19 protein-coding genes are annotated in these 21,363 nt (G+C 38.9%); 6 read left to right on the forward strand and 13 right to left on the reverse strand.

Annotated elements, in window-relative coordinates; translation table 11 throughout:
* Positions 1–40: 40 nt before the first annotated feature.
* The 9 genes from leuB to ilvD all read right to left on the reverse strand — a co-directional run bounded on the left by leuB (position 41) and on the right by ilvD (position 11,416).
* Positions 41–1,102 (reverse strand): 3-isopropylmalate dehydrogenase, encoded by a 1,062-nt coding sequence (gene leuB, locus MM239_RS05800; protein ID WP_241347259.1) that lies wholly within the window; start codon positions 1,100–1,102, stop codon positions 41–43.
* On the reverse strand, positions 1,071–2,699 hold the full coding sequence (locus MM239_RS05805; RefSeq protein WP_241347260.1) for an alpha-isopropylmalate synthase regulatory domain-containing protein: 1,629 nt from the start codon (positions 2,697–2,699) through the stop codon (positions 1,071–1,073). Before MM239_RS05805 ends, leuB begins: the two co-directional genes overlap by 32 nt.
* Before the next feature lie 232 nt (positions 2,700–2,931).
* Entirely contained in the window at positions 2,932–3,525 is a 594-nt protein-coding gene (gene leuD, locus MM239_RS05810) for a 3-isopropylmalate dehydratase small subunit (RefSeq protein ID WP_241347261.1), read from the reverse strand.
* 18 nt (positions 3,526–3,543) lie between these two features.
* Positions 3,544–4,944 (reverse strand): 3-isopropylmalate dehydratase large subunit, encoded by a 1,401-nt coding sequence (gene leuC / locus MM239_RS05815; RefSeq protein WP_241347262.1) that lies wholly within the window; start codon positions 4,942–4,944, stop codon positions 3,544–3,546.
* Position 4,945: 1 nt separating this feature from the next.
* A complete protein-coding gene (locus tag MM239_RS05820) occupies positions 4,946–6,457 on the reverse strand; it encodes a 2-isopropylmalate synthase (protein ID WP_241347263.1) in 1,512 nt (503 codons plus the stop codon).
* 4 nt (positions 6,458–6,461) lie between these two features.
* Positions 6,462–7,505 (reverse strand): ketol-acid reductoisomerase, encoded by a 1,044-nt coding sequence (ilvC, locus tag MM239_RS05825; protein WP_241347264.1) that lies wholly within the window; start codon positions 7,503–7,505, stop codon positions 6,462–6,464.
* Positions 7,506–7,517: 12 nt separating this feature from the next.
* Entirely contained in the window at positions 7,518–8,030 is a 513-nt protein-coding gene (gene ilvN / locus MM239_RS05830) for an acetolactate synthase small subunit (protein WP_241347265.1), read from the reverse strand.
* Positions 8,031–8,043: 13 nt separating this feature from the next.
* A complete protein-coding gene (gene ilvB / locus MM239_RS05835) occupies positions 8,044–9,726 on the reverse strand; it encodes a biosynthetic-type acetolactate synthase large subunit (protein WP_241347266.1) in 1,683 nt (560 codons plus the stop codon).
* 13 nt (positions 9,727–9,739) lie between these two features.
* Positions 9,740–11,416, reverse strand: coding sequence for a dihydroxy-acid dehydratase (gene ilvD / locus MM239_RS05840; protein ID WP_241347267.1), 1,677 nt, complete (start codon positions 11,414–11,416; stop codon positions 9,740–9,742).
* 570 nt (positions 11,417–11,986) lie between these two features.
* Between ilvD and ispE the strand changes: the two genes are divergently transcribed.
* From ispE to MM239_RS05855, 3 genes are all read left to right on the forward strand, one after another.
* Entirely contained in the window at positions 11,987–12,793 is an 807-nt protein-coding gene (gene ispE / locus MM239_RS05845; protein WP_241347268.1) for a 4-(cytidine 5'-diphospho)-2-C-methyl-D-erythritol kinase, read from the forward strand.
* Between the two features lie 81 nt (positions 12,794–12,874).
* Complete coding sequence (locus MM239_RS05850) at positions 12,875–13,117, forward strand: ribbon-helix-helix domain-containing protein (protein ID WP_241347269.1); 243 nt, start codon at positions 12,875–12,877, stop codon at positions 13,115–13,117.
* Positions 13,104–13,436 (forward strand): type II toxin-antitoxin system PemK/MazF family toxin, encoded by a 333-nt coding sequence (locus tag MM239_RS05855; RefSeq protein ID WP_241347270.1) that lies wholly within the window; start codon positions 13,104–13,106, stop codon positions 13,434–13,436. The genes MM239_RS05850 and MM239_RS05855 overlap by 14 nt, the downstream gene beginning before the upstream one ends.
* A gap of 491 nt (positions 13,437–13,927) precedes the next feature.
* Here the strand turns inward: MM239_RS05855 and MM239_RS05860 are convergent, their stop codons facing one another.
* From MM239_RS05860 to tgt, 3 genes are read right to left on the reverse strand one after another with little or no spacing between them, the layout of a single operon-like run.
* The gene (locus MM239_RS05860) at positions 13,928–14,848 is read right to left on the reverse strand and encodes a DMT family transporter (RefSeq protein WP_241347271.1); all 921 of its coding nucleotides are present in this window, start codon (positions 14,846–14,848) and stop codon (positions 13,928–13,930) included.
* A 2-nt stretch (positions 14,849–14,850) separates the two neighbouring features.
* Complete coding sequence (locus tag MM239_RS05865; RefSeq protein ID WP_241347272.1) at positions 14,851–15,924, reverse strand: LptF/LptG family permease; 1,074 nt, start codon at positions 15,922–15,924, stop codon at positions 14,851–14,853.
* A 1-nt stretch (position 15,925) separates the two neighbouring features.
* Entirely contained in the window at positions 15,926–17,056 is a 1,131-nt protein-coding gene (tgt, locus tag MM239_RS05870; protein ID WP_241347273.1) for a tRNA guanosine(34) transglycosylase Tgt, read from the reverse strand.
* Between the two features lie 137 nt (positions 17,057–17,193).
* On the opposite strand from tgt, the gene MM239_RS05875 reads away from it, so the two are divergent.
* From MM239_RS05875 to MM239_RS05885, 3 genes are all read left to right on the forward strand, one after another.
* A complete protein-coding gene (locus MM239_RS05875) occupies positions 17,194–18,333 on the forward strand; it encodes a glycosyltransferase (RefSeq protein ID WP_241347274.1) in 1,140 nt (379 codons plus the stop codon).
* Positions 18,324–18,935 carry an RNA polymerase sigma factor gene (locus MM239_RS05880; protein ID WP_241296025.1) on the forward strand — a complete coding sequence of 204 codons (612 nt, stop codon included), beginning with the start codon at positions 18,324–18,326 and terminating at the stop codon, positions 18,933–18,935. Before MM239_RS05875 ends, MM239_RS05880 begins: the two co-directional genes overlap by 10 nt.
* A 236-nt stretch (positions 18,936–19,171) precedes the next feature.
* Positions 19,172–19,492, forward strand: a complete 321-nt coding sequence (locus MM239_RS05885; RefSeq protein WP_241347275.1) for a hypothetical protein — start codon at positions 19,172–19,174, stop codon at positions 19,490–19,492.
* A gap of 176 nt (positions 19,493–19,668) precedes the next feature.
* Here MM239_RS05885 and MM239_RS05890 read toward each other — a convergent pair whose 3' ends face one another.
* Positions 19,669–20,706, reverse strand: coding sequence for a LacI family DNA-binding transcriptional regulator (locus MM239_RS05890; protein WP_241347276.1), 1,038 nt, complete (start codon positions 20,704–20,706; stop codon positions 19,669–19,671).
* Between the last annotated feature and the right edge of the window lie 657 nt (positions 20,707–21,363).

Below are 21,363 nucleotides of genomic sequence, written 5' to 3' on the forward strand. Positions count from 1 at the left end.
CCTCAGCAATATCTACGCCAGAGGAGGTTTACATTACACTTTAGAGATTCTCAGCCAACCAGTCTCCTACTTCAGAGGTTTTATAAGCTTTACCTCCTTCAGCGATATCTTCTGTGACAATACCTTCAGCCAAGGATTTATTCACCACATCAGAGATGGCTTGGGCTTCCGCTTTCATATCGAAAGCATACTCAAACATCATAGCTGCTGAAAGGACTGTAGCAAGAGGGTTTGCAATATCTTTTCCCGCTGCCTGAGGATATGATCCATGAATTGGCTCAAATAGTTTGTTTTCAGTACCTACAGATGCAGATGGCATCAAGCCCATAGATCCCGAAATCACAGAAGCTTCGTCAGTCAAAATATCACCAAAAAGGTTCTCTGTGATCAAAACATCATAAGCTTTAGGCCATTGAATCAATCTCATGGCTACCGCATCAACGAACTCGTACTCAACTTTTACATCTGGATATTCAGGTGCCAGTTCTTGCACAGTCTCTCTCCACAATCTGGAAGTAGCCAACACATTGGCTTTATCTACACATGTTAGAATTTTTCTTCTCTTTTGAGCTGCTTCAAACCCCATTCTTGCAAGTCTTGAGATTTCTTCCTTAGTATACACGTTGGTATCAAAAGCTTTGGTTCCTTGCTCATTTCGTCCTCTAGGTTCACCGAAGTAAACTCCACCAGTAAGCTCTCTAAAAAACACAAAATCCACACCTTCTACCCTCTCGAGCTTCAAAGGAGATTTATGAACCAAGGAAGGGAAGGTAAATGTAGGTCGCACATTTGCAAAAAGGCCAAGCTTCTTTCTCATAGCAAGAAGTCCTTGCTCAGGTCTTACTTTAGCTTTGGGATCATTATCATATTTCGGATCACCTATCGCACCGAACAACACAGCGTCTGCTCTCAAGCAAACTTCATGTGTAGCATCTGGATAAGGGTCTCCAGTCTGATCGATTGCTGTAGCTCCGACTACTCCTTCTTCAAAATTGATCGTATGGCCAAATTTCTTTCCTACTGCTTTGACCACTTTTACTGCCTGAGCTATTACCTCAGGTCCTATGCCATCACCTGGCAGTAGCGCTATATTCATTTCCATAGAAATTCTCTTTGTCTTGTTTGGGATTGTGATTTTTTAGTTCCTTTAAGTTTACCTTATCAGGATTATTTATATCTATTTTGTCTATAATATTCAACATTTTCTCTGTGGCCATCATCGCGGCTACAGTTTGATCTGAGTCCAATCCCTTGGTCTTGAAAATACGTCCATAGTCCCAAGTGATTACTGTTTCCACAAAGGCATCTGTCTTTCCACCCGGAGGAATAGACACATGATAATCTGTCAATTTAGGAAGCTGAAGTCCTTGAGACTTGTATATCTTCACAAGGGCTCTCATAAAGGCATCGTACTGACCATCACCAGACGAATGCTCTTCAAATGACTTCCCATGGATACTCATTTTTAACTGTACTGTAGGCTTCAAACCTCTGGAATGAGTCATGTGATAGCCTTCGATAAATATTTCCTTTGTGATAGAATTGTTTTGCAACACATCAGAAATAATATAAGGTAAGTCTTCTGTAGTAACCCTTTCCTTCTTGTCGCCTAGTTCTATGATCTTTTGGGTAACTTTAGTAAGTTCATCTGGCTCAAGAGATATTCCTAACTCTTGCAAATTCTTTAAGATGTTGGCTTTCCCAGAGGTTTTACCAAGGGCATATTTTCGCTCTCTACCAAAACGCTCTGGCAGTAAATCATTGAAATAAAGGTTCTTTTTATTATCTCCATCAGCATGAATACCAGCAGTTTGGGTAAAGACATTTTCACCAACCACCGGCTTATTGGCTGGAATATGTTGACCAGAAAACTGCTCTACAAGCTTGCTGACTCTATAAATCTTGTTCTCATTGAGACCAATCTCAAAATCAGTAAAGTCCTTAATAATGGCCGTCACAGATTCGAGAGGGGCATTACCAGCCCTTTCTCCAAGTCCATTTACAGTGGTATGTATCCCGGAGATTCCGCCATTGATGGCCTCCAATACGTTAGCCACAGAAAGATCATAATCATTGTGCGCATGAAAATCAAAATGACAATCAGGGAACTTAGAAGTAATCAACTGGATAAACTCGGAGGTTTCTTTTGGATTCAGAAGACCCAATGTATCTGGTAGCATGATCCTACTCACCTCGATTTCATTCAAAAAAGCAATCAGTGACAAGGTATAATCTATGGAATTTCTCATCCCATTACTCCAGTCCTCAAGGTACACATTGACGGTGATATCCTTAGATTTTGCATAATCTACTGCTTTCTGGATATCTTCAAAATGTTGCTCCGGAGTTTTTTTCAATTGGTGGACCAAGTGATTCAATGAACCTTTTGTAAGCAAATTCATCACTTTGGCACCTGCCTCCACTAGCCAATCCACAGATGCAGGCGTGTCGACGAACCCAAGTACTTCGACTTTCTGAAGATACCCTCTCTCTCCTGCCCATTGGGTGATCTTCTGAACACCCTCCATCTCTCCTTGGGATACGCGAGCAGAAGCCACTTCAATTCTATCTACCTTGAGTTCTTCCAATAGCAGCTTAGCTATCTGAAGTTTTTCAGAAGGTAGAAAAGATACCCCCGAGGTCTGTTCCCCATCCCTCAAGGTTGTATCCATGATTTCTATTTTTCTCTGGTTTCCCATAATATTTTAAATTGTTGAGGGTAGATTTTGGAAGGTTGAAAGATAAGTCTTGAAGGATAAAATTTCGGTTTCAGCTGTATTGAGTTGACTGATGTTGTTTCCTCTATTTATAAACTTCAAAAGCTCAAGATTCCCATCTATCCGTAATCATCAGCTAATTAGTCTACACTTATGTTCACTGTCTCCAATAGACTCAAACGCTTCATCCCTCAGCCTTCTACCTTCATCTTTTTTACCTTCTCTCTTTCTCAAAGGCTACTATTTCCTCTTTTAAATTCAATAGGTAATCGATATCATCAAAGCCGTTTTTCATGTTCTCTTTTTTGTAGGCATTGATATCAAAAGATTCAGATTGACCTGTGCTTAATAGCGTAATTGTTTGCTTGTCTATGTCTACTTCTACTTCAGCGCTAGGGTCTGCTTCTACAGCAGAGAAAATTACTTCTGCGAATTCTGGGGTAACAGTAACAGGTAGGACACCAATATTCAAGCAATTATTTTTAAAAATGTCTGCAAAGAAACTGGACACTACACACCTGAAGCCATAATCATAGATTGCCCACACGGCATGCTCTCTACTAGACCCAGAGCCAAAGTTTCTACCAGCAATCAGAATTTTTCCTGAATAGGTTGGGTCATTGAGGACGAAATCCTTTTTCGGATTCCCTTCTACATCATATCTCCAATCTCTAAATAAGTTGTCCCCAAACCCTTCTCGCTCAGTTGCCTTCAAGAACCTTGCTGGTATAATCTGATCAGTATCTACGTTCTCTGTTGGAAGAGGAACCACTGTAGAAGTCAATACATTAAATTTATCGTAAGCCATATTTTTTTCTAATCTTAATTAAAATACTTCTCTTGGATCACATATCTCGCCCGTTACCGCTACAGCAGCTACAGTAAGAGGACTAGCCAACATGGTGCGAGCTCCTGGACCTTGGCGACCTTCAAAATTTCTATTGGAAGTCGAGACTGCGTATTTCCCTGCTGGTATCTTGTCATCATTCATGGCTAGACATGCGGAGCAACCTGGTTGCCTCAATTCAAAACCTGCTTCCTCCAAAATCTTCACGAGCCCCTCTTCATGAGCAAGTTTCTCTACTTCACGAGAACCTGGCACAATCCAAGCAGTGATATTGTCTGCCTTTTTCTTTCCTTTGACAAAACCTGCCACTGCACGGATATCTTCAATTCTTCCGTTGGTACAGCTTCCTACAAAAACAAAATCCACTTTCTTGCCTTTGATCGCTTCTCCAGGAGCAAATCCCATATAGTCCAAAGACTTGAGGTAGGTTTTCTTATTGCTACCTTCCATTCCTTCAGTAGAAGGGATATTGCCTATTACTTTGATCCCCATTCCTGGATTGGTTCCATAAGTTATCATCGGCTCAATGTCCTCGGCATCGAAGTTGTACTCTTTGTCAAAAGTAGCGCCTTCATCTGTTTTGAGCTGCTTCCAATCTGCTACTGCTTTATCCCATGCCTCACCTTTTGGAGCATATTGTTTACCTTTTAGGTAATTAAAAGTAGTCTCATCTGGAGCAATCAAACCTCCCCTAGCCCCCATTTCAATACTCATGTTGCAAATGGTCATCCTAGCTTCCATGCTTAAGCTTTGGATGGCGGATCCTGCATACTCTACAAAGTAACCTGTAGCACCTGCAGCTGATATTTTAGAAATTATATATAGAATGATATCCTTTGAAGTGACACCTTTACCTAGTGTTCCATCCACTGTAATTCTCATTTTCTTAGCCTTACTTTGCATGATGCATTGTGTAGCGAATACCATCTCAACTTCTGAAGTACCAATACCAAAAGCAATGGCTCCAAAAGCACCGTGAGTTGAAGTATGACTATCTCCACATACTATCGTCATACCTGGCTGCGTAATACCAAGCTCTGGACCAATCACGTGAACGATACCGTGATGTGCTGACCCTAGATCATGCAAATCAATCCCATGTTTTTTGCAGTTTTCACGAAGTTTTTCAACTTGCATCCTTGAAAGCTTATCCTTGATCGTTTTATCTTGATCAATGGTAGGAACATTGTGATCCGGAGTAGCTACTGTCCTTTCTGGAAACATCACGTCTATACCACGCTTTTCCAAATTTAGGAATGCCACTGGGCTAGTCACTTCATGGATAAAATGCTTATCTATGAAAAATACATCTGGTCCATCTTGCACAGACTTTACTACATGTGCATCCCAAACTTTATCAAATAATGTTTTCTTTTCCATCTTAGGCTACTGTCACTTTATTTTTGACTGGTATTTTATTTAGTGCATCGACAAATGCTTGTGCAGATGCCAAGACAATGTCTGTGTTGGATGCAAATCCATAGTAAGGCACTTTGCCTTGCATGATTCGCATGTGAACTTTGGCCACGTCATCACTTCCAGCTGTGATGGCTTGGATCAAAAATTCCTCTAATTCAATATTTGGTTTTACAATCTTGTCAATTGATTTTAAAACAGCATCCACTGGGCCATTACCAGAAGAAGTTTCCTTTTTGATCTCTCCACCCACTTTAAGTGTCACTTCTGCCTGGATCTCTCCATTGGACTGATATGAGACACGCTCCAATTCGATCAAAGTAGAATCATCAATGTACTTCCCTACCAGGGTCAACAAGTCCTTAGGGCTAATATCTCTTTTGGAGTCAGCAAGAATCAAAAATTCTTCATAAACTTCTCTCAAAGCCTCACCTTCTAACACAACTCCAAGGTTATCCAAATGGTGCTTTAAAGCCGCCCTACCACTTCTGGCAGTGAGAACGATAGAGGATTCATGAACACCAACATCTTTTGGGTCAATGATTTCATAGTTTTCTCTATGCTTCAAGACACCATCTTGGTGAATCCCTGAGGAGTGTGCAAATGCATTTCGACCGACGATTGCCTTATTTGGTTGCACAGGCATATTCATCAGTTTTGATATCAACCTGCTCGTTTCATAGATTTTTGGCGTGACGATATTGGTTTCTACAGGTATATCATGATGACACTTGATTGCCATTACGACTTCCTCCATAGAAGTATTGCCTGCACGTTCACCTATACCATTGATCGTTACTTCTACTTGACGAGCACCATTTTGTACACCAGATATGGTATTGGCAGTAGCCATACCTAAATCATTGTGACAATGGGTAGCGATGATTGCTTTATCGATATTTGAAACATTTTCTTTCAAATGCCTGATAATAGCTCCATACTGCTCTGGTAGCGTGTAACCTGTGGTATCAGGAATATTTACTACTGTAGCACCTGCCTTGATTGCCTGCTCTATGATGCGAGCCAAAAAGTCTTTCTCTGCCCTACCGGCATCCTCTGCGTAGAACTCTACATCCTCCACGTATCTCTTCGCGTATTTGACAGCACGAACTGCCCTTTCGATGATTTCGTCTGGTGTAGACCTAAGCTTGTACTGAATATGGTAAGGAGACACACCGATACCAGTGTGAATCCTTCCTTTTTTGGCATATTTGAGCGCTTCAGCAGCTACTTCTATATCCTTTTCCACAGCTCTGGAAAGGGCACAGATGATTGGATTGGATACTGCTTTGGAGATCTCCACTACGGAGTTGAAATCCCCTGGGCTGGAAATCGGAAATCCAGCCTCAATGATATCTACTCCAAGTTCTTCTAATGCCTTAGCGACCACAATTTTTTCTCGGGAATTCAACTGACATCCCGGCACCTGTTCCCCATCACGAAGGGTGGTATCGAATATCCATAGCTTATCACTCATATCTTTAATTATTTTCTGGTCTCAATTTTCTGACGACTGCACCTGCTTGCCACATTTCTGAATCTCTCAACTCTTTCAACTCCACCTCTAACTTTTCTCTATAATCTTCTTTGCTGTTAGAGTCAATTGACTTTTGCGCCTCTTTGCCTGTTTTTACAGAATCGTACAATTGCTCAAAAACTGGCTTAGTAGCATCTCTAAATGGCTTCCACCAGTCTAATGCACCTCTTTGAGCTGTTGTAGAACAGTTGGCATACATCCAGTCCATACCATTCTCCGCTACCAAAGGCATCAATGATTGTGTCAATTCTTCCACGGTTTCATTGAATGCTTCTGAAGGTGTGTGACCATTGGCTCTCAACACCTCATATTGAGCAGCAAATATCCCTTGAATAGCCCCCATCAAAGTACCTCTTTCTCCAGTCAAATCTGAAGTCACTTCTCTGTAGAAATCTGTCTCAAACAAATATCCAGAACCCACTCCTATACCCAATGCAACTACACGGTCTTTGGCTTTTCCAGTTCCGTCCTGGAAGATTGCATAAGAAGAGTTCAAACCTCTACCTTCTACAAACATTCTTCTCAATGATGTACCTGAACCTTTTGGTGCCACCAAAATCACATCTACATCTGCTGGTGGTACGATTCCTGTCTTTTCTTTGTAAGTCACACCAAATCCGTGAGAGAAATACAATGCCTTACCTGGAGTCAAGTGTTTTTTCACCATTGGCCACAAAGCAATCTGCCCAGCATCTGAAAGTAAAAACTGTATGATAGTTCCTCTTTCACAAGCTTCTTCTAGGTCAAACAAAGTCTCGCCTGGAACCCAGCCATCTGCTACTGCTTTATCCCAAGTTTTAGAATTTTTTCTTTGACCTACGATTACGTTGAAGCCATTATCCTTTAAGTTCAAAGCTTGACCTGGCCCCTGTACACCATACCCTAGTACAGCGATCACTTCGTCCTTCAATACTTCTCTGGCTTTTTCCAAAGGGAACTCTTCCCTGGTTACTACATTTTCCTCTACTGATCCAAATTTCAGTTTCATAGTTATTGGTTTTTATAAGGTTTGATGATTTAAATATTCCGATACGGAGAATCTAGGCTTAGCAATGGCCACGCGACCTGACCTAGAAAACTCCAAAAGTCCATAAGGCTTTAGTGTTTCCAAAAGTGCTTGTGTATCTTCTTTATGACCTGTAAACTCTACAACGACAAAGGCTTTTTCAGCAGCGATGATGTGTGCATTATACCTTCTGATTACTTTTTCAAGACTTGCATCTAAGCTTTCAATTGGCAATTTGTAAAGTGCGATTTCCTGGTATACTACTTCAGAATCTTCAAAATAGTATGATTTGATCACATCAGTGATTTTCTCAATTTGCTGTACCAAATGGACAATCTGATCTTGTGTCACTGTACACTCTATCGTGATCTTGTGAATCCCGTCAAGTCGACTCTCTGATGCTGTAAGTGCATCGATATTGATCCCTCTTCTGGTAAAGATGATGGTGATCCTATTCAAGATCCCTATGAAATTTTCTGTATAGATTAATATGGTATATCTATTCATAATTTTTACGAATTTAGCTAAGCCTCACTTCTTCTACTGAACTTCCCGTAGCGATCATTGGAAACACATTGTCTTCCTTCTCTACAACTACTTCAAGGAAGTACGGCCCATCATGAGTCAACATGTCTGCTACTGCATCACTTAAGTCATCTCTTTCATTGACTTTTGTTGCTTTTATATTGTAAGCTTCGGCAAGTTTGATAAAGTCAGGATTGTCCAATTCTGTAAATGAATACCTTCTATCGAAAAACATCTGCTGCCACTGCCTCACCATGCCTAAGAAATTGTTGTTCAATAAGACAACTTTTACTGGTGCTTTGGTTTGCATGATCGTACCCAATTCCTGAATGGTCATCTGGATACCACCATCACCAACTACACATATTACCTGTCTGCTATAATCTGCCATCTGCGCACCAAGAGCAGCTGGAAGAGCAAAGCCCATCGTTCCTAATCCACCAGAAGTAACTTGAGTTTTACTAGTCTTGAAATTGAAGTATCTCCAAGCTATCATCTGATGTTGTCCAACATCCGTAACTAACACAGCATCATCTGCCTTGTATTGATTGACATACCTGATCACCTCTCCCATGGTCAAGCCTGTCTTGGTTGGAGAAAGGTCATGGTTGATTACCGATTCCTTTTCTAACAATTCCAACTCACGAAACTTCTCCATCCATCCTTCATGGGTGCTAGATTTCACTTCAGCAGTCAGCATAGCAAGACTTTCTTTACAATCTCCTAAGACTGCTACTTCACATTTCACATTCTTATTGACCTCTGCAGGGTCTAGTTCTAGATGAATGACTTTAGCCTGCTTGGCATATCTGCTCAAGTCTCCAGTCACCCTATCATCGAATCTCATACCTATTGCAATCAACACATCACATTTATTTGTCAAAAGGTTTGGCGCATAATTGCCATGCATACCGAGTTTCCCAACAAATGATGGATGATCTTCAGAAAGTGCTCCTGAACCCAAAAGCGTAGAAGCTGCAGGAATTCCTGTTTTATCTAAAAATGCCTTGAACTCTTGCTCTGCTTTACCTATGATTATCCCTTGTCCAAACAATACATAAGGTCTTTCGGCTTGGTTGATCAACTCAGCCGCTGCTGCGATCGCCTTGGCTTCAACAGGGATATTTGGTCTATAAGAACGAATACTTAAGCAAGGCACGTAGTTGAAAGCCCCTGACTCCACTTGTGCATTTTTGGTAATGTCTATCAAAACAGGTCCTGGTCTCCCCGATCTTGCAATGTGAAAGCCTTTAGCAATAGCAGGCGCTATATCCTCTGCTCTTCTTACTTGGATATTCCATTTGGTCACAGGCATAGAGATACCCACGACATCTGTTTCTTGAAAAGCATCAGTACCTAACAGTTGAGCAGCTACTTGACCAGTGATACATACCAATGGGGTACTATCTATCATTGCATCTGCAAGTCCTGTGATAAGGTTAGTCGCTCCTGGGCCTGAGGTAGCTAACGCAACTCCAACTTTCCCAGATACTCTTGCATAGCCCTGCGCAGCATGGATAGCTCCTTGCTCATGGCGCGTCAGAATATGTTTGATTTGATCATGATAATCATACAGTGCATCATACACTGGCATAATTGCCCCACCTGGATAGCCAAAAATATGCTGTACGTTTTCGGAAATTAAAGATTTCACTACGATATCTGCTCCTCTTATCATTTGTTGCTGGGTTTTATTTATCAGTTACACAACCTTCTGATGCGGTTGAAACGAGTATATTGTACTTTTTTAAAGTGCCTTGTAAGTCGCTTAAATCCTTTCTCTTCCAAACTTTTCTTCTTGCTTCAAACTCCTCGTCCGATACATCACAAGTCAATTTCAGATTATCAGCATCTATAGTAACCATATCTCCATCCTTCAAGAGTCCAATAGGTCCTCCTAAGTAAGCTTCAGGAGTGACATGCCCTACTACGAAGCCATGCGTACCACCTGAAAATCTCCCGTCTGTGATCAAGGCTACATCTGAACCAAGCCCTGCTCCTATGATCATAGACGTTGGCTTCAACATCTCTGGCATCCCTGGACCACCTTTTGGTCCAATATTCCTGATGACGATAACGGAGCCTCTATTCACTTTATGATCTCTGATCGCTTCATTTGCTTCTTGTTCCGAGTCAAAGACCTGTGCAGGTCCAGTGAAAGCATTTCCTTCTTTTCCTGTGATTTTTGCAACAGCACCTTCTGGGGCTAAGTTTCCGTCTAGGATACATAAGTGACCAGTTGCTTTGATTGGTTGCTCTAGCGGATGAATCACATTGACCAATGATGGACTGATAGGATCTATATTTTCAAGGTTTTCTTCCAATGTTTTTCCTGTCACTGTGAGACAATCACCGTGAAGATATCCATTCAAAAGCATGTATTTCATAAAAGCAGGAAGACCACCTTGCTCATGCAAGTCTTCCATCATAAACTTTCCAGATGGCTTAAAATCACCAATCATTGGTGTCTTAGCATTGATCTTTTTGAAATCCTCTATGGTGAAATCCACCCCCGCTGTGCGTGCTATAGCGATGATATGCATCACAGCATTCGTACTGCCACCAAGGGCTATAGTCACTGTTACTGCATTTTCTATACTTTTTCTAGTGATGATATCTGTTGGTTTGATATCTTTCTCTAGAAGAATTTTCATGTACTTATTTACTTCTCTACACTCTCTCAATTTCTCTGGAGAATTAGCTGGATAAGAAGCTGAGTAAGGCAATGACATTCCCATGGCTTCAATTGCTGAAGACATGGTGTTAGCCGTATACATCCCTCCACAGGCACCCTTTCCAGGGCAAGCATTTCTGATTACACCATCATAATCCTCATCAGATATACTTCCATTCACACGCTTACCAAATGCTTCAAAAGCAGATACTATATTTAGCTTTTCTCCTTTATAATTACCTGATGCAATCGTACCTCCATACACCATGATAGATGGTCTATTGGTACGTGTCATTCCCATGACAGCCCCAGGCATATTCTTATCACAACCAGCTACCGCTACACAGCCATCGAAGGAATGGCCTATGATAAATGATTCAATAGAATCTGCTATAATCTCCCTAGACACCAAAGAATATCGCATGCCTAAGGTTCCCATACTAGTACCATCAGATATACCAATGGTATTAAAAACCAAACCGGTCAGATCATGTTCTTGAGAAGAAGCTTTGATCAGACCGGCGAAGTCGTTGAGGTGCATGTTGCAAGGATTACTTTCGTATCCACAACTCGCTACCCCTACAAAGGGCTGGTTCATCTTTTTATCCGTCAATCCAGTCGCATAAAGCATGGCTTTACCTGCTGGATGCTCTTCGTTTTGGCTGATTTCCCAACTATATTTTTTCAAACTCATGGTATCAATAGGTTTATTAATTTGCTTGTATAAAAAAAAGTGCCCCACTTGGATGAGGCACCTAGATTTATATGGTTGTTTTAATGATATAGTCTAGCGCCTCATTGCTTTCCAATAATGAGAATAAGGAATCCAATAAAGCTGACTAGACGTGTCATGTGGTTTTGTTTTATTATCAATCAACGATACAATATTAAAGTGCATTTTCGACACTTACAATATTTAAATTCTATTTTTTACTCACTAACAATTTTTTCAATATGCTTTTAATTATTTTTAAAAAATTAAATAAACACATAAATTAATCAAACAAAACATTATTGTTTTAAATATCGATTTATTTTAAATTTTTGAAATAAAATATCAATTTACTTAAATGATAAGAAAAAGCCATTTTTTCTGATTTTTTTATAAGAAAAAAATTCGCTAAAGATTTTTTATGCAATAAAAACCGAAAATTTTTAAAAAGAAGAAATGATCAAAATCGGCACATTATTCCGTTTGACTCTAAAAAACAAATGTATTTTTCAAAATCATGTAGATTTGATCTGAAATTTTTAATTTCGAATTATGATATCATTCCCAAACGCAAAAATCAATCTTGGCCTCCATATTACATCCAAAAGAAAGGATGGCTATCACGAAATTGAAACTTGTATGGTTCCAATTCCTCTATATGATGCACTTGAAATGATATTGGATAAAAAAACTACTTTTAGAAGTACTGGCCTAGCTATCCCTGGATCTGACAAGGACAATCTAATCCTCAAAGCCCTGAAGCTACTACGTAAGGACTTCAATGAACTACCACATGTAAGTATTCATCTTCACAAAAACATCCCTATGGGTGCTGGCTTGGGAGGAGGCTCCGCAGATGCTGCTTTTGCATTGAGTATGATGAATAATCTTTTTGACCTCTTGCTCGAAGATTGGTTTTTGGAAGATTATGCAGCACAGCTAGGTAGTGACTGCCCATTCTTTGTAGAAAACACTCCTAAGATTGCTAAAGGAAGAGGTGAGATTTTGGAGCCTGTCAACATTGACCTTAAAGGTAAATACCTTGTATTGGTCAATCCAAACATACACATTGGCACCAAAGAAGCTTATGCTGGCGTAATTCCCCAAACGCCTAAGATCAATCTAAGAGACGTACTTGCTGACAGCTCAAGATGGAAAAATGAGTTGGTCAATGATTTTGAAGCAAGCATTTTTCCTAAATACCCAGAGATTGCTGCTATCAAGTCCAAACTCTATGAAATGGGTGCTTTCTATGCCGCCATGTCGGGATCTGGCTCAACGGTATTTGGCCTTTTTGATGAGAAGGTGGACAAAGGAATTTGGAATGAAGGATATTTTGTGTTTGAGGAGGTGATGTAGTAAAGTTCATAAGTCATTCACGACAGATTCATATTTAAATTTCATAAATATATTTTGTATTTTTACTTCAAAAGTAAAAATATGACAACTTTCACTAGCTCACTTCCAAATGACTTATTGGAAATGCTCGACGAGCATGCCAAGAAATTAGAGATTCCTAAAAACAAGCTTATTGAAAAAGCCTTAAGATTATACCTTGAGCATCTCAAAAGAGCGGCGTATGTAAAATCATATAGTCAAGCCAAAGAAGACAAGGACATGGTCAATTTGGCAGAGGAAGGTATGGCGCAATACTTCAAGCAGATAGAAGATGAAACAAGGTGAAATCTGGTATGCTGATCTAAATCCTAGTAAAGGTTCTGAGCAAGCTGGATTCCGCCCAGTTGTCATTATCAGTGGAAACTTACTCAACAAACACCTCAAAGTAGTCATCACGATTCCTTTGACTTCCAAAATAAAAAATTATCAAGGCAACCCAATTTTAATCCCTGACACGAGCAATAACCTGAGGGAAATATCTGAATTGATGGTATTTCATATCCGATCTATTTCGAAAGTGCGCTTGGTAGAAAAAATCGGTAAAATTTCCGACAAGGAACTGCAAATGGCACTGGCAACTTTGGGGGATATTACTACGCTGTAAATTCGTAGAAACTTTTCATTGAAAGTTAAAAATCACAATTAACGGAATCTATGAGCATTTTTACTGAAAATTAAAACACTCCCAGTTGTTCAGATTTTACCCTATTCGTTTAGGGGTCGAAAAACAGCTAATTTAAAGGGAATATTTTCCAAGCCTACATTTGATGGAATTAGCAAATAAAGGCGAGCATTAGGATCATCATTAAGATTGACATCATCAATCTTTTTAAAGAGATCAGAGAAAGATAACTCCTAAGAAATTCTGTAACAATCATTTTCATAAGCTTGAATTATTTGGTAATAAATCTGTTTGTACAAAAATAACCGATTAGAAAAGTGTGAACAATACCCTTTTTAGGGTATTTTTTTAATAAAAAGCATTCCTTTTGCACTTAATTTTTATTGATTGATGAAAAAAATTGAATTTATTTATAGTTAAGGACAATGTTCAAGTACAATATTTCAGCTCTAATAAAATCACTATCTCATCTTTCACACTCCAGGCACCCTTTTCACCTTTCTCCGCTTGTTCAAATAATTAAAAACAGGGTACAATAACACCGAAATCAGAATAATCAAAGTACCTAAGTAAAAACCTGAAGTCATTTTTTCTCTTTCTCCAAAAATCAAAACAGCCAATACAATTCCATATACAGGCTCTAAATTCACCGTCAGGTTTATAGCAAAAGCAGTCAACCTACGCATCAGCTCTACGGAAACGGAAAAGGCATAAACAGTACAAACCCCTCCCAAAACAAATAACCACAACCAATCCAAGCCAATTGGTACAAGCTGTAGACCAACCCCATCAGTAAAGAATACAGCATAAAAAGGCATAAATAAAACAGAAAATATACAAGCTCCCAACATTTCATAAAATGTCAATACATAAGGAGAATGCCTCTTGGTTAACCGACCATTGATGACCGTAAATATCGCAGCAATCAATGCCGAAGATACAGCCATTGTCAAACCTAACCAATAGCCACCTTCAAAGCTAAAAACTACATAAAGGCCTGAAATCACCATCATCCCAAGCATAATCTCAAACCATTTTACCTTCGACCGATTGACCAATGGCTCTACTAGCGCTGTCCACAATGAAGTCGTCGCCATACCTGCCAAGCATACAGAAGCAGTAGACACTTGAGCAGCCCAAAAAAACAATATCCAATGCAAGCTGATCAAAAAGCCTGTCCCAATTACCTTTCCTAACTCTTGGGAAGCCAATCTGATTTTTCGCTTTTTCACCAAAAACACCAAGCCCAAAAACCCACATGCTATCAAAGTTCTATAAAAAACTATCTCTACTGAAGGCAAAGTAATCAGCAGTCCTAATATTGCTGTAAATCCCCAAATCAACACGATAAAATGGAGCATCAAGTAGTCCTTGACGATATCTTTTTGACTCATGCTTACCTTGGTACAGTTTTGTACAAGAAAAGTCCAGTAAATGCAAACAAAAGGTTGGGTAACCAAATAACAAATATTGGATATGTGGTACCAGCCTCGGCAAATGTCCTTGATAGTAAGAACAATATGATATACACAAAGGCCAAGAGGAAGCCTAACGCAATCTGAAAACCAGACCCTCCCCTAGTCTTCTTGGAAGAGAGAATTACGCCAATGAATGTGAGAATGATTGCCGCAAATGGAGACATATACCGCACGTACCTTTCAATCTTATAATAATTAACATTATCCGCCCCCCTATCTTCAAGTGTCCTGATCTGCTGACCAAGCTGAGGAAGTGTCAGTGTTTCATGGTGATTGGTAGGCAAATCAAAGTCCGCAGGTGTTATGGAAAGCAATGTATCGAGGCTCTCACCCGTAGTGTAATCCTCCCCTCTTTCATTCAGCACACGCAGCTTCCAGTTCTTCACAGTCCAGGAATTGATAGCAGTATCCCATACGATTCTATCTCCTGATAGCTTTGCCAAAAGCTGTCCATCTCTGACTTGCTCCAAAGTAAAGCTATAGCCCATATTCCCAGATGGATAATATCTCGATATATATGCATACACATCTGGAGCAACTTTGATATGGATATTGGTTTCGTTATAGAATTTGGTCTCTTCCAAATACCTCGTCTTGAACTCCGTCACTCCAGAAGTGGCACCAGGAAGCACCCATCCATTAAGCAAAAAGCTTGCTGCACCTATCAAAGAAGCTCCTATAAAAAATGGCAGTAACATCCTGACAAAAGATGTTCCTGAACTGAGAATCGCAACAATCTCAGTTCTACCGGCCATTTTGGAAGTAATGAATATGACAGAGATAAAAACCGTAATAGGCGTGAGTAAATTATTCAGGTAAAGCCCATAATTAGCCAAATACTTCAGTATCTCTGATGCTGGTACTTTATTACGAATAAACGCATCATTCTTCTCCGTGAAATCTAACACCAAGACAATAAGAATCAACATCAAAACCACAAAAAAGTAGGTTTTGAGAAAATCCTTAATGATGAGTTTATCTAATATCTTCATATTATAATCTTGTGCTTACTTTTTTGACCATTTGATCTTTCCATGTGGAAAATTCGCCAGATTTGATTTTTTCTCTTGCTTGACCTACCAACCAAAGATAAAATGCCAAATTATGAATACTAGCTATCTGCGCAGCTAGTATTTCTTTGGCTATCGTCAAATGTCTCAAATATGCTTTGGAATAGAAACTACTTACATAAGAATTGATTCCTGTATCTATTGGACTGAAATCATCCTTCCATTTTTCATTCCTGATATTTATAATTCCTTCAGAGGTGAAGAGCATTCCATTCCGTGCATTTCTTGTCGGCATGACGCAGTCAAACATATCTACACCAAGTGCGATCCCTTCGAGAATATTAGCAGGCGTCCCTACCCCCATCAAATATCTAGGCTTATCTTTTGGTAAGATATCCGTCACCATATCAGTCATCTCATACATCATCTCCGCAGGTTCACCTACAGACAGTCCTCCTATGGCGTTCCCTTCTCTTTCACAAGAAGCTATAAATTCCGCGGATTGTTTTCTCAAGTCTTTGAATACAGAACCCTGCACAATCGGAAATAATGTCTGACTATAGCCATACTTCCCTTCTGTCTGATCGAAACGTTCTATGCAGCGCTTCAGCCAGCGGTGAGTCATTTCCATAGAGTTTCTAGCATATCCAAATTCACAAGGATAAGGCGTACATTCATCAAATGCCATGATAATATCCGCACCTATGGTTCGCTGAATATCCATTACTCCTTCAGGAGAAAAAATATGTTTTGATCCATCAATATGCGATTTGAAAACTACACCTTCTTCGGTGATTTTCCTCGTACCAGCCAATGAAAATACTTGATATCCTCCACTGTCTGTTAAGATTGGCTTGGACCAACCATTGAATTTGTGCAAACCACCTACCTTTTCTAGTACATCCAGACCAGGCCTTAGATATAAGTGATAGGTATTCCCCAAAATGATCTGTGCCTTGACATCATAAGTAAGCTCCCGCTGATGAACGGCTTTCACGGAACCCGCAGTACCCACTGGCATAAAAATAGGGGTTTCTATATCCCCATGATCAGTTTTTATTATTCCTGCCCTTGCTTTTGACTGAGGATCAGTGTCTGTTAATATAAATTTCATTTCCTAAAGTACAACACTCCAAATTGAATATACGGGCTTGACCGACTTTCAGCCATTCCCAATGCAAAAATATAAGCTTATTATTTAATTGAATGCTGAATTTGCTTTTATATTTGCCTTTCAAAAAATCAATCAGGATGATCAACGGAGTTTTATGGATACTTTTTTTGGTAGCGTTTGCTGTTCAATTAATCTATATCCTATTTATTTTTAGCCGATTGGCATTTTTCAAGACCAAAGAGTCTCCAATTTCCACCGAATCAAAAACAGAGGGCGTCACTGTGGTGATAGCAGCGCACAATGAAAAAGAAAATCTAAAAAAACTCATACCAATCCTTTGCAATCAAGACTACCCAAATTTTGACATCATGATCATCAATGATCGTTCGTTTGACGGTACGAGGTCACTATTGGAGAAAATGATGGCCAGGTATCCACAAATCAGAACGGTAACGGTCAAATATACTCCTGACCATGTGACTTCAAAAAAATATGCCCTAACACTAGGTATAAAAGTGGCCAAACATGATGTGCTTTTACTCACTGATGCAGATTGCATCCCTACATCAGACCAATGGATCAAGCAAATGACAGCTCCTGTAAGAGAACAAGGTAAAACTTTTGCTTTAGGATATTCTCCTTATGAAACTGACAGGGGCTTTCTGAACAAATGGATACAGTTTGAAACCCTTTGGACCGCAATTTTGTATTTTTCATTTGCTTTATGGAAAGCTCCATTCATGGGAGTCGGGAGAAATTTGTGCTATCGTAGAAGTTTTTTTATGGAGAAAAAAGCATTCAAAGACCTCTGGCAAATCACCTGTGGAGATGATGACCTATTTATCAACAAGTATGCAACTGGTAAAAATACTGCACTAGTGATTTCCCCTGACAGTATCACTATTTCTAAGCCAAAAAGTACTTGGAAACAGTTTTTTATACAGAAAAAAAGACACTTCTATGCAGGTAAATTTTATAGAGCTAGAGACAAAAATAAAATAGGATTTTATACATCTACCCATCTCCTTTTTTGGATTGTAGGTATTTGTTTGATGATTTTTTTGGCAATTGAAGGAAAATGGGAACAATTTGCTGGAATTCTAGGTATAATTACCGTGAGATCAATGATGCTCACCTGGATATTTACAGCTGCAAGAAGAAATTTGCAGGGGATTCGAAAAGTGTTTTGGCCAATATTTTACGATTTCATTTATCTGGGCTATTTTTGGATCATTGGCACTATAGGGTATCGTTCAAAAACAGTTAAATGGAAGTAAATTCAAGAGGATTTTCAAACAAGGCATTAGAAGACTTTGATCTAATAGATCAAGCAGTGGAGCAGAAAGATCAGCAAGCTTATGCCACATTGATGAAGCGCTACAAAAAAGCAGTTTACTTCATGATCTTGAAAATGATCCGCGATGCCGATGATGCGGAAGATTTGACTATGGAAGCTTTTGCAAAAGCTTTCAAAAATCTTCACAAGTTCAAAAAAGACTATACATTCAGTACTTGGCTTTTCAGGATAGCTACGAACAATACCATTGATTTTATCCGAAAGAAAAAGTTGAAGACCATGAGCTTGAATACCACCTTGAGTGATGATGGTGGTAATTCGGTCAATATCGATGTGGAAGATGATGACAACAATCCACAAGACGAGTTTATCAAATCTCAAAGAATCGAGATGGTCAGGGTGTTTGTAGATAAGTTGCCTGCGAAGTACCGTAAACTGGTAGAGTTACGCTATTTCCAAGAGTTGTCTTACGATGAGATAGCTCAGGAACTAGACAAGCCACTAGGTACCGTCAAAGCTCAGCTTCACAGGTCTCGCGAATTGCTTTTTGAAATAGCCTCTGGGAAAGAAAAGCATATTTAAAGTTAGGAGCTTTAAATGTTGAAAACTGGGAGATTGAATTGATCTTGTTGGAAGGTTAAATAGCTGAAAGATTCGGTTATCCGAGAGGTTTTTTGATTAGGTTGTAGCTTGATGTGCGTTTATGAATAGACTATTGGTATTGTAGGTTGGCCCGGGTTATAAGATTTTTTTAAATGAATTGAATTATTTAATACCAACTAACACCTCTTCTTTGTACCCTCCATCTTGATTTAGGCATGCATATTTTGAGTGTCTTTGACATGTATGGAAGCATCAAACTAAAAATTTTAGCAGAAAGGGAGTTCAATAACGATAAGAGAAAAATTGTTTTTTTTAACCGAGTTAAAATAAAAAGTGATCAAATAATTACGACCTACCTAGGTGAGGAAAAATTTGTTTTCAAAGAAGGTTCTTCTCCACGAGGAAAAGAAGCCACAAAATTCCTTTTCTTTGACTTTTATGGAAACTTCATCAAAGTAATTGAAGCTAAACATGAAATCTATGATTTTACTATTGATGAGGAAAACAAACCTGTTTTTTTTCCATTTTGTAGATAGAGAAATCCCAATAGGATTTTCCATTATGATTAAAAGAAGAATTGAAAAAGGATAGCGATTTTTTTTCCAAATTGAACGGACTAGTTATAAAAAAAATTAAACAATCAACATAAATAATAGCACTAAATAAACTTAACACCTGTGAATCACCTGTATTTCAGTTACAACCTAAACACTCACTGGACTTTATTTGCTTTTTTAAAAGAGGATGATTCTCGAGGGATCAATTTCGCTTGTAAAACCGTCTGTTTAATATCTCTACTCACTTCATTTTCAATCTCTTCTAACAATAATGAGAATGCCTCTCTTCCCATTTCAAATGTCGGATGAGTAACAGCTGTCAAATTAGGCTCAACAACAGTAGCGTGAAATTCATCTGTGAATCCTACTAAAGCAATATCATCCGGCACTTTGAGGTTTCTCTTCCTTATCTCCTTCATCGCTGAAAAAATAACAGTATCATTAACTCCGAATATCGCATCTGGTAAAGGATGATTTCTCAACAATTTATTTGTAGCCCTAGCAGCATCATCTATACTTAAGTCACAATGTTCCAAAAGCTCTTCTCTATAAGGCAATTTGCATTGATCTAAACCATATTTATATCCCTCAATTCTTTCCTTTGAAATATTGAGATGGCTTGGCCCAGCTATATGAGCAATGTTTGAATAACCATTTTCTACCAGATGCATTGTAAGTTCTTTGGCTGCCGATACATTATCAATTATCACAGATGAAAATTCTTTTTTTCTACAGATACGATCAAAAAACACTAGTGGAATTTCAGAATCACCTATCTCATCAAAATGTTCGAAGGAGTTGGTTGACTGAGATAAGCATACAATAAAGCCATCTACCCTCAGGTCAAGAAGGTTTTTCACGTTTTCTTTTTCTTTCTCAATAGATTCTTGAGAAGAAGCTATCACTATATAATAACCATTTTCGGTGGCCTTACTTTCTATCCCACTAATGATTGAAGCATAGAAATAGGTGACTATATCTGGGACTATCACACCAATAGTCTTTGTCTTTTGCTTGAGAAGTCCCATTGCTAAAGGATTAGGCGTATAATTCCATTTTTCGGCTAGATCCTTGATTTTTTTCTTTAACTCGGGACTGATATCATAATGGTCTTTGAGTCCTCTTGAGACTGTAGAGATTGACACACCAAGTTCCTTAGCAATATCCTTTAGAGAAACTCTTCTTCTTCCCATGACTAAAGTTATAGATTTTTTTCAGAAAAATAGGAAACGCAACTTCCTGTTATTTTCATAATTGATTTTGAAATTACAAAAAATAGACAGCAATTCTCAAATTATTCAACAAAAGTCTAAACGCTTAGCACTTAATTAAGATTAAATGCTGCTTCTGCTTAATTTTTCATAGGACTACCCACTTTTTTTTACATAGCCAAAAAATAGACTACTAGACAGCAATTCCGAGCATAAATTTTCAAGTTGATTGTTAGGTTGTTACAACTATGCTTAAGAATTAATCTTCGGGCTATTCAAAAGGAACGTAAAAAATCCTATATAACTGAACCTGAGTTACATGCATAGAATTTCCACTTTCCAGTGGAAATACCTATCTTTGGTCTCATATTTTATTAGATTTTAAAGGGGCTGTGTCTTGGGAGACTTATCCAGCCCCTTTTTCTTTTACCAAAATAGCGATTTTTGTCTGATCTACCCACTTTTTGGCCATTTTTTGTCGGTTTTTTTCCGTGCTTTTGTTCTTTTTAATCAGAGGAAACAATCAAAAATCTCGTGCAGACAAAAACTGGGGAAATTCCAGGGAAAACAACTGGTCATCTTTGTTCTTATAGTGTTAAAAAGGCATTACCCCGACTTTACAACGTTGTTGGATTCCAT

Origin of the sequence: Belliella filtrata (assembly GCF_022549775.1) — a bacterium.
GTDB lineage: Bacteria > Bacteroidota > Bacteroidia > Cytophagales > Cyclobacteriaceae > Belliella > Belliella filtrata.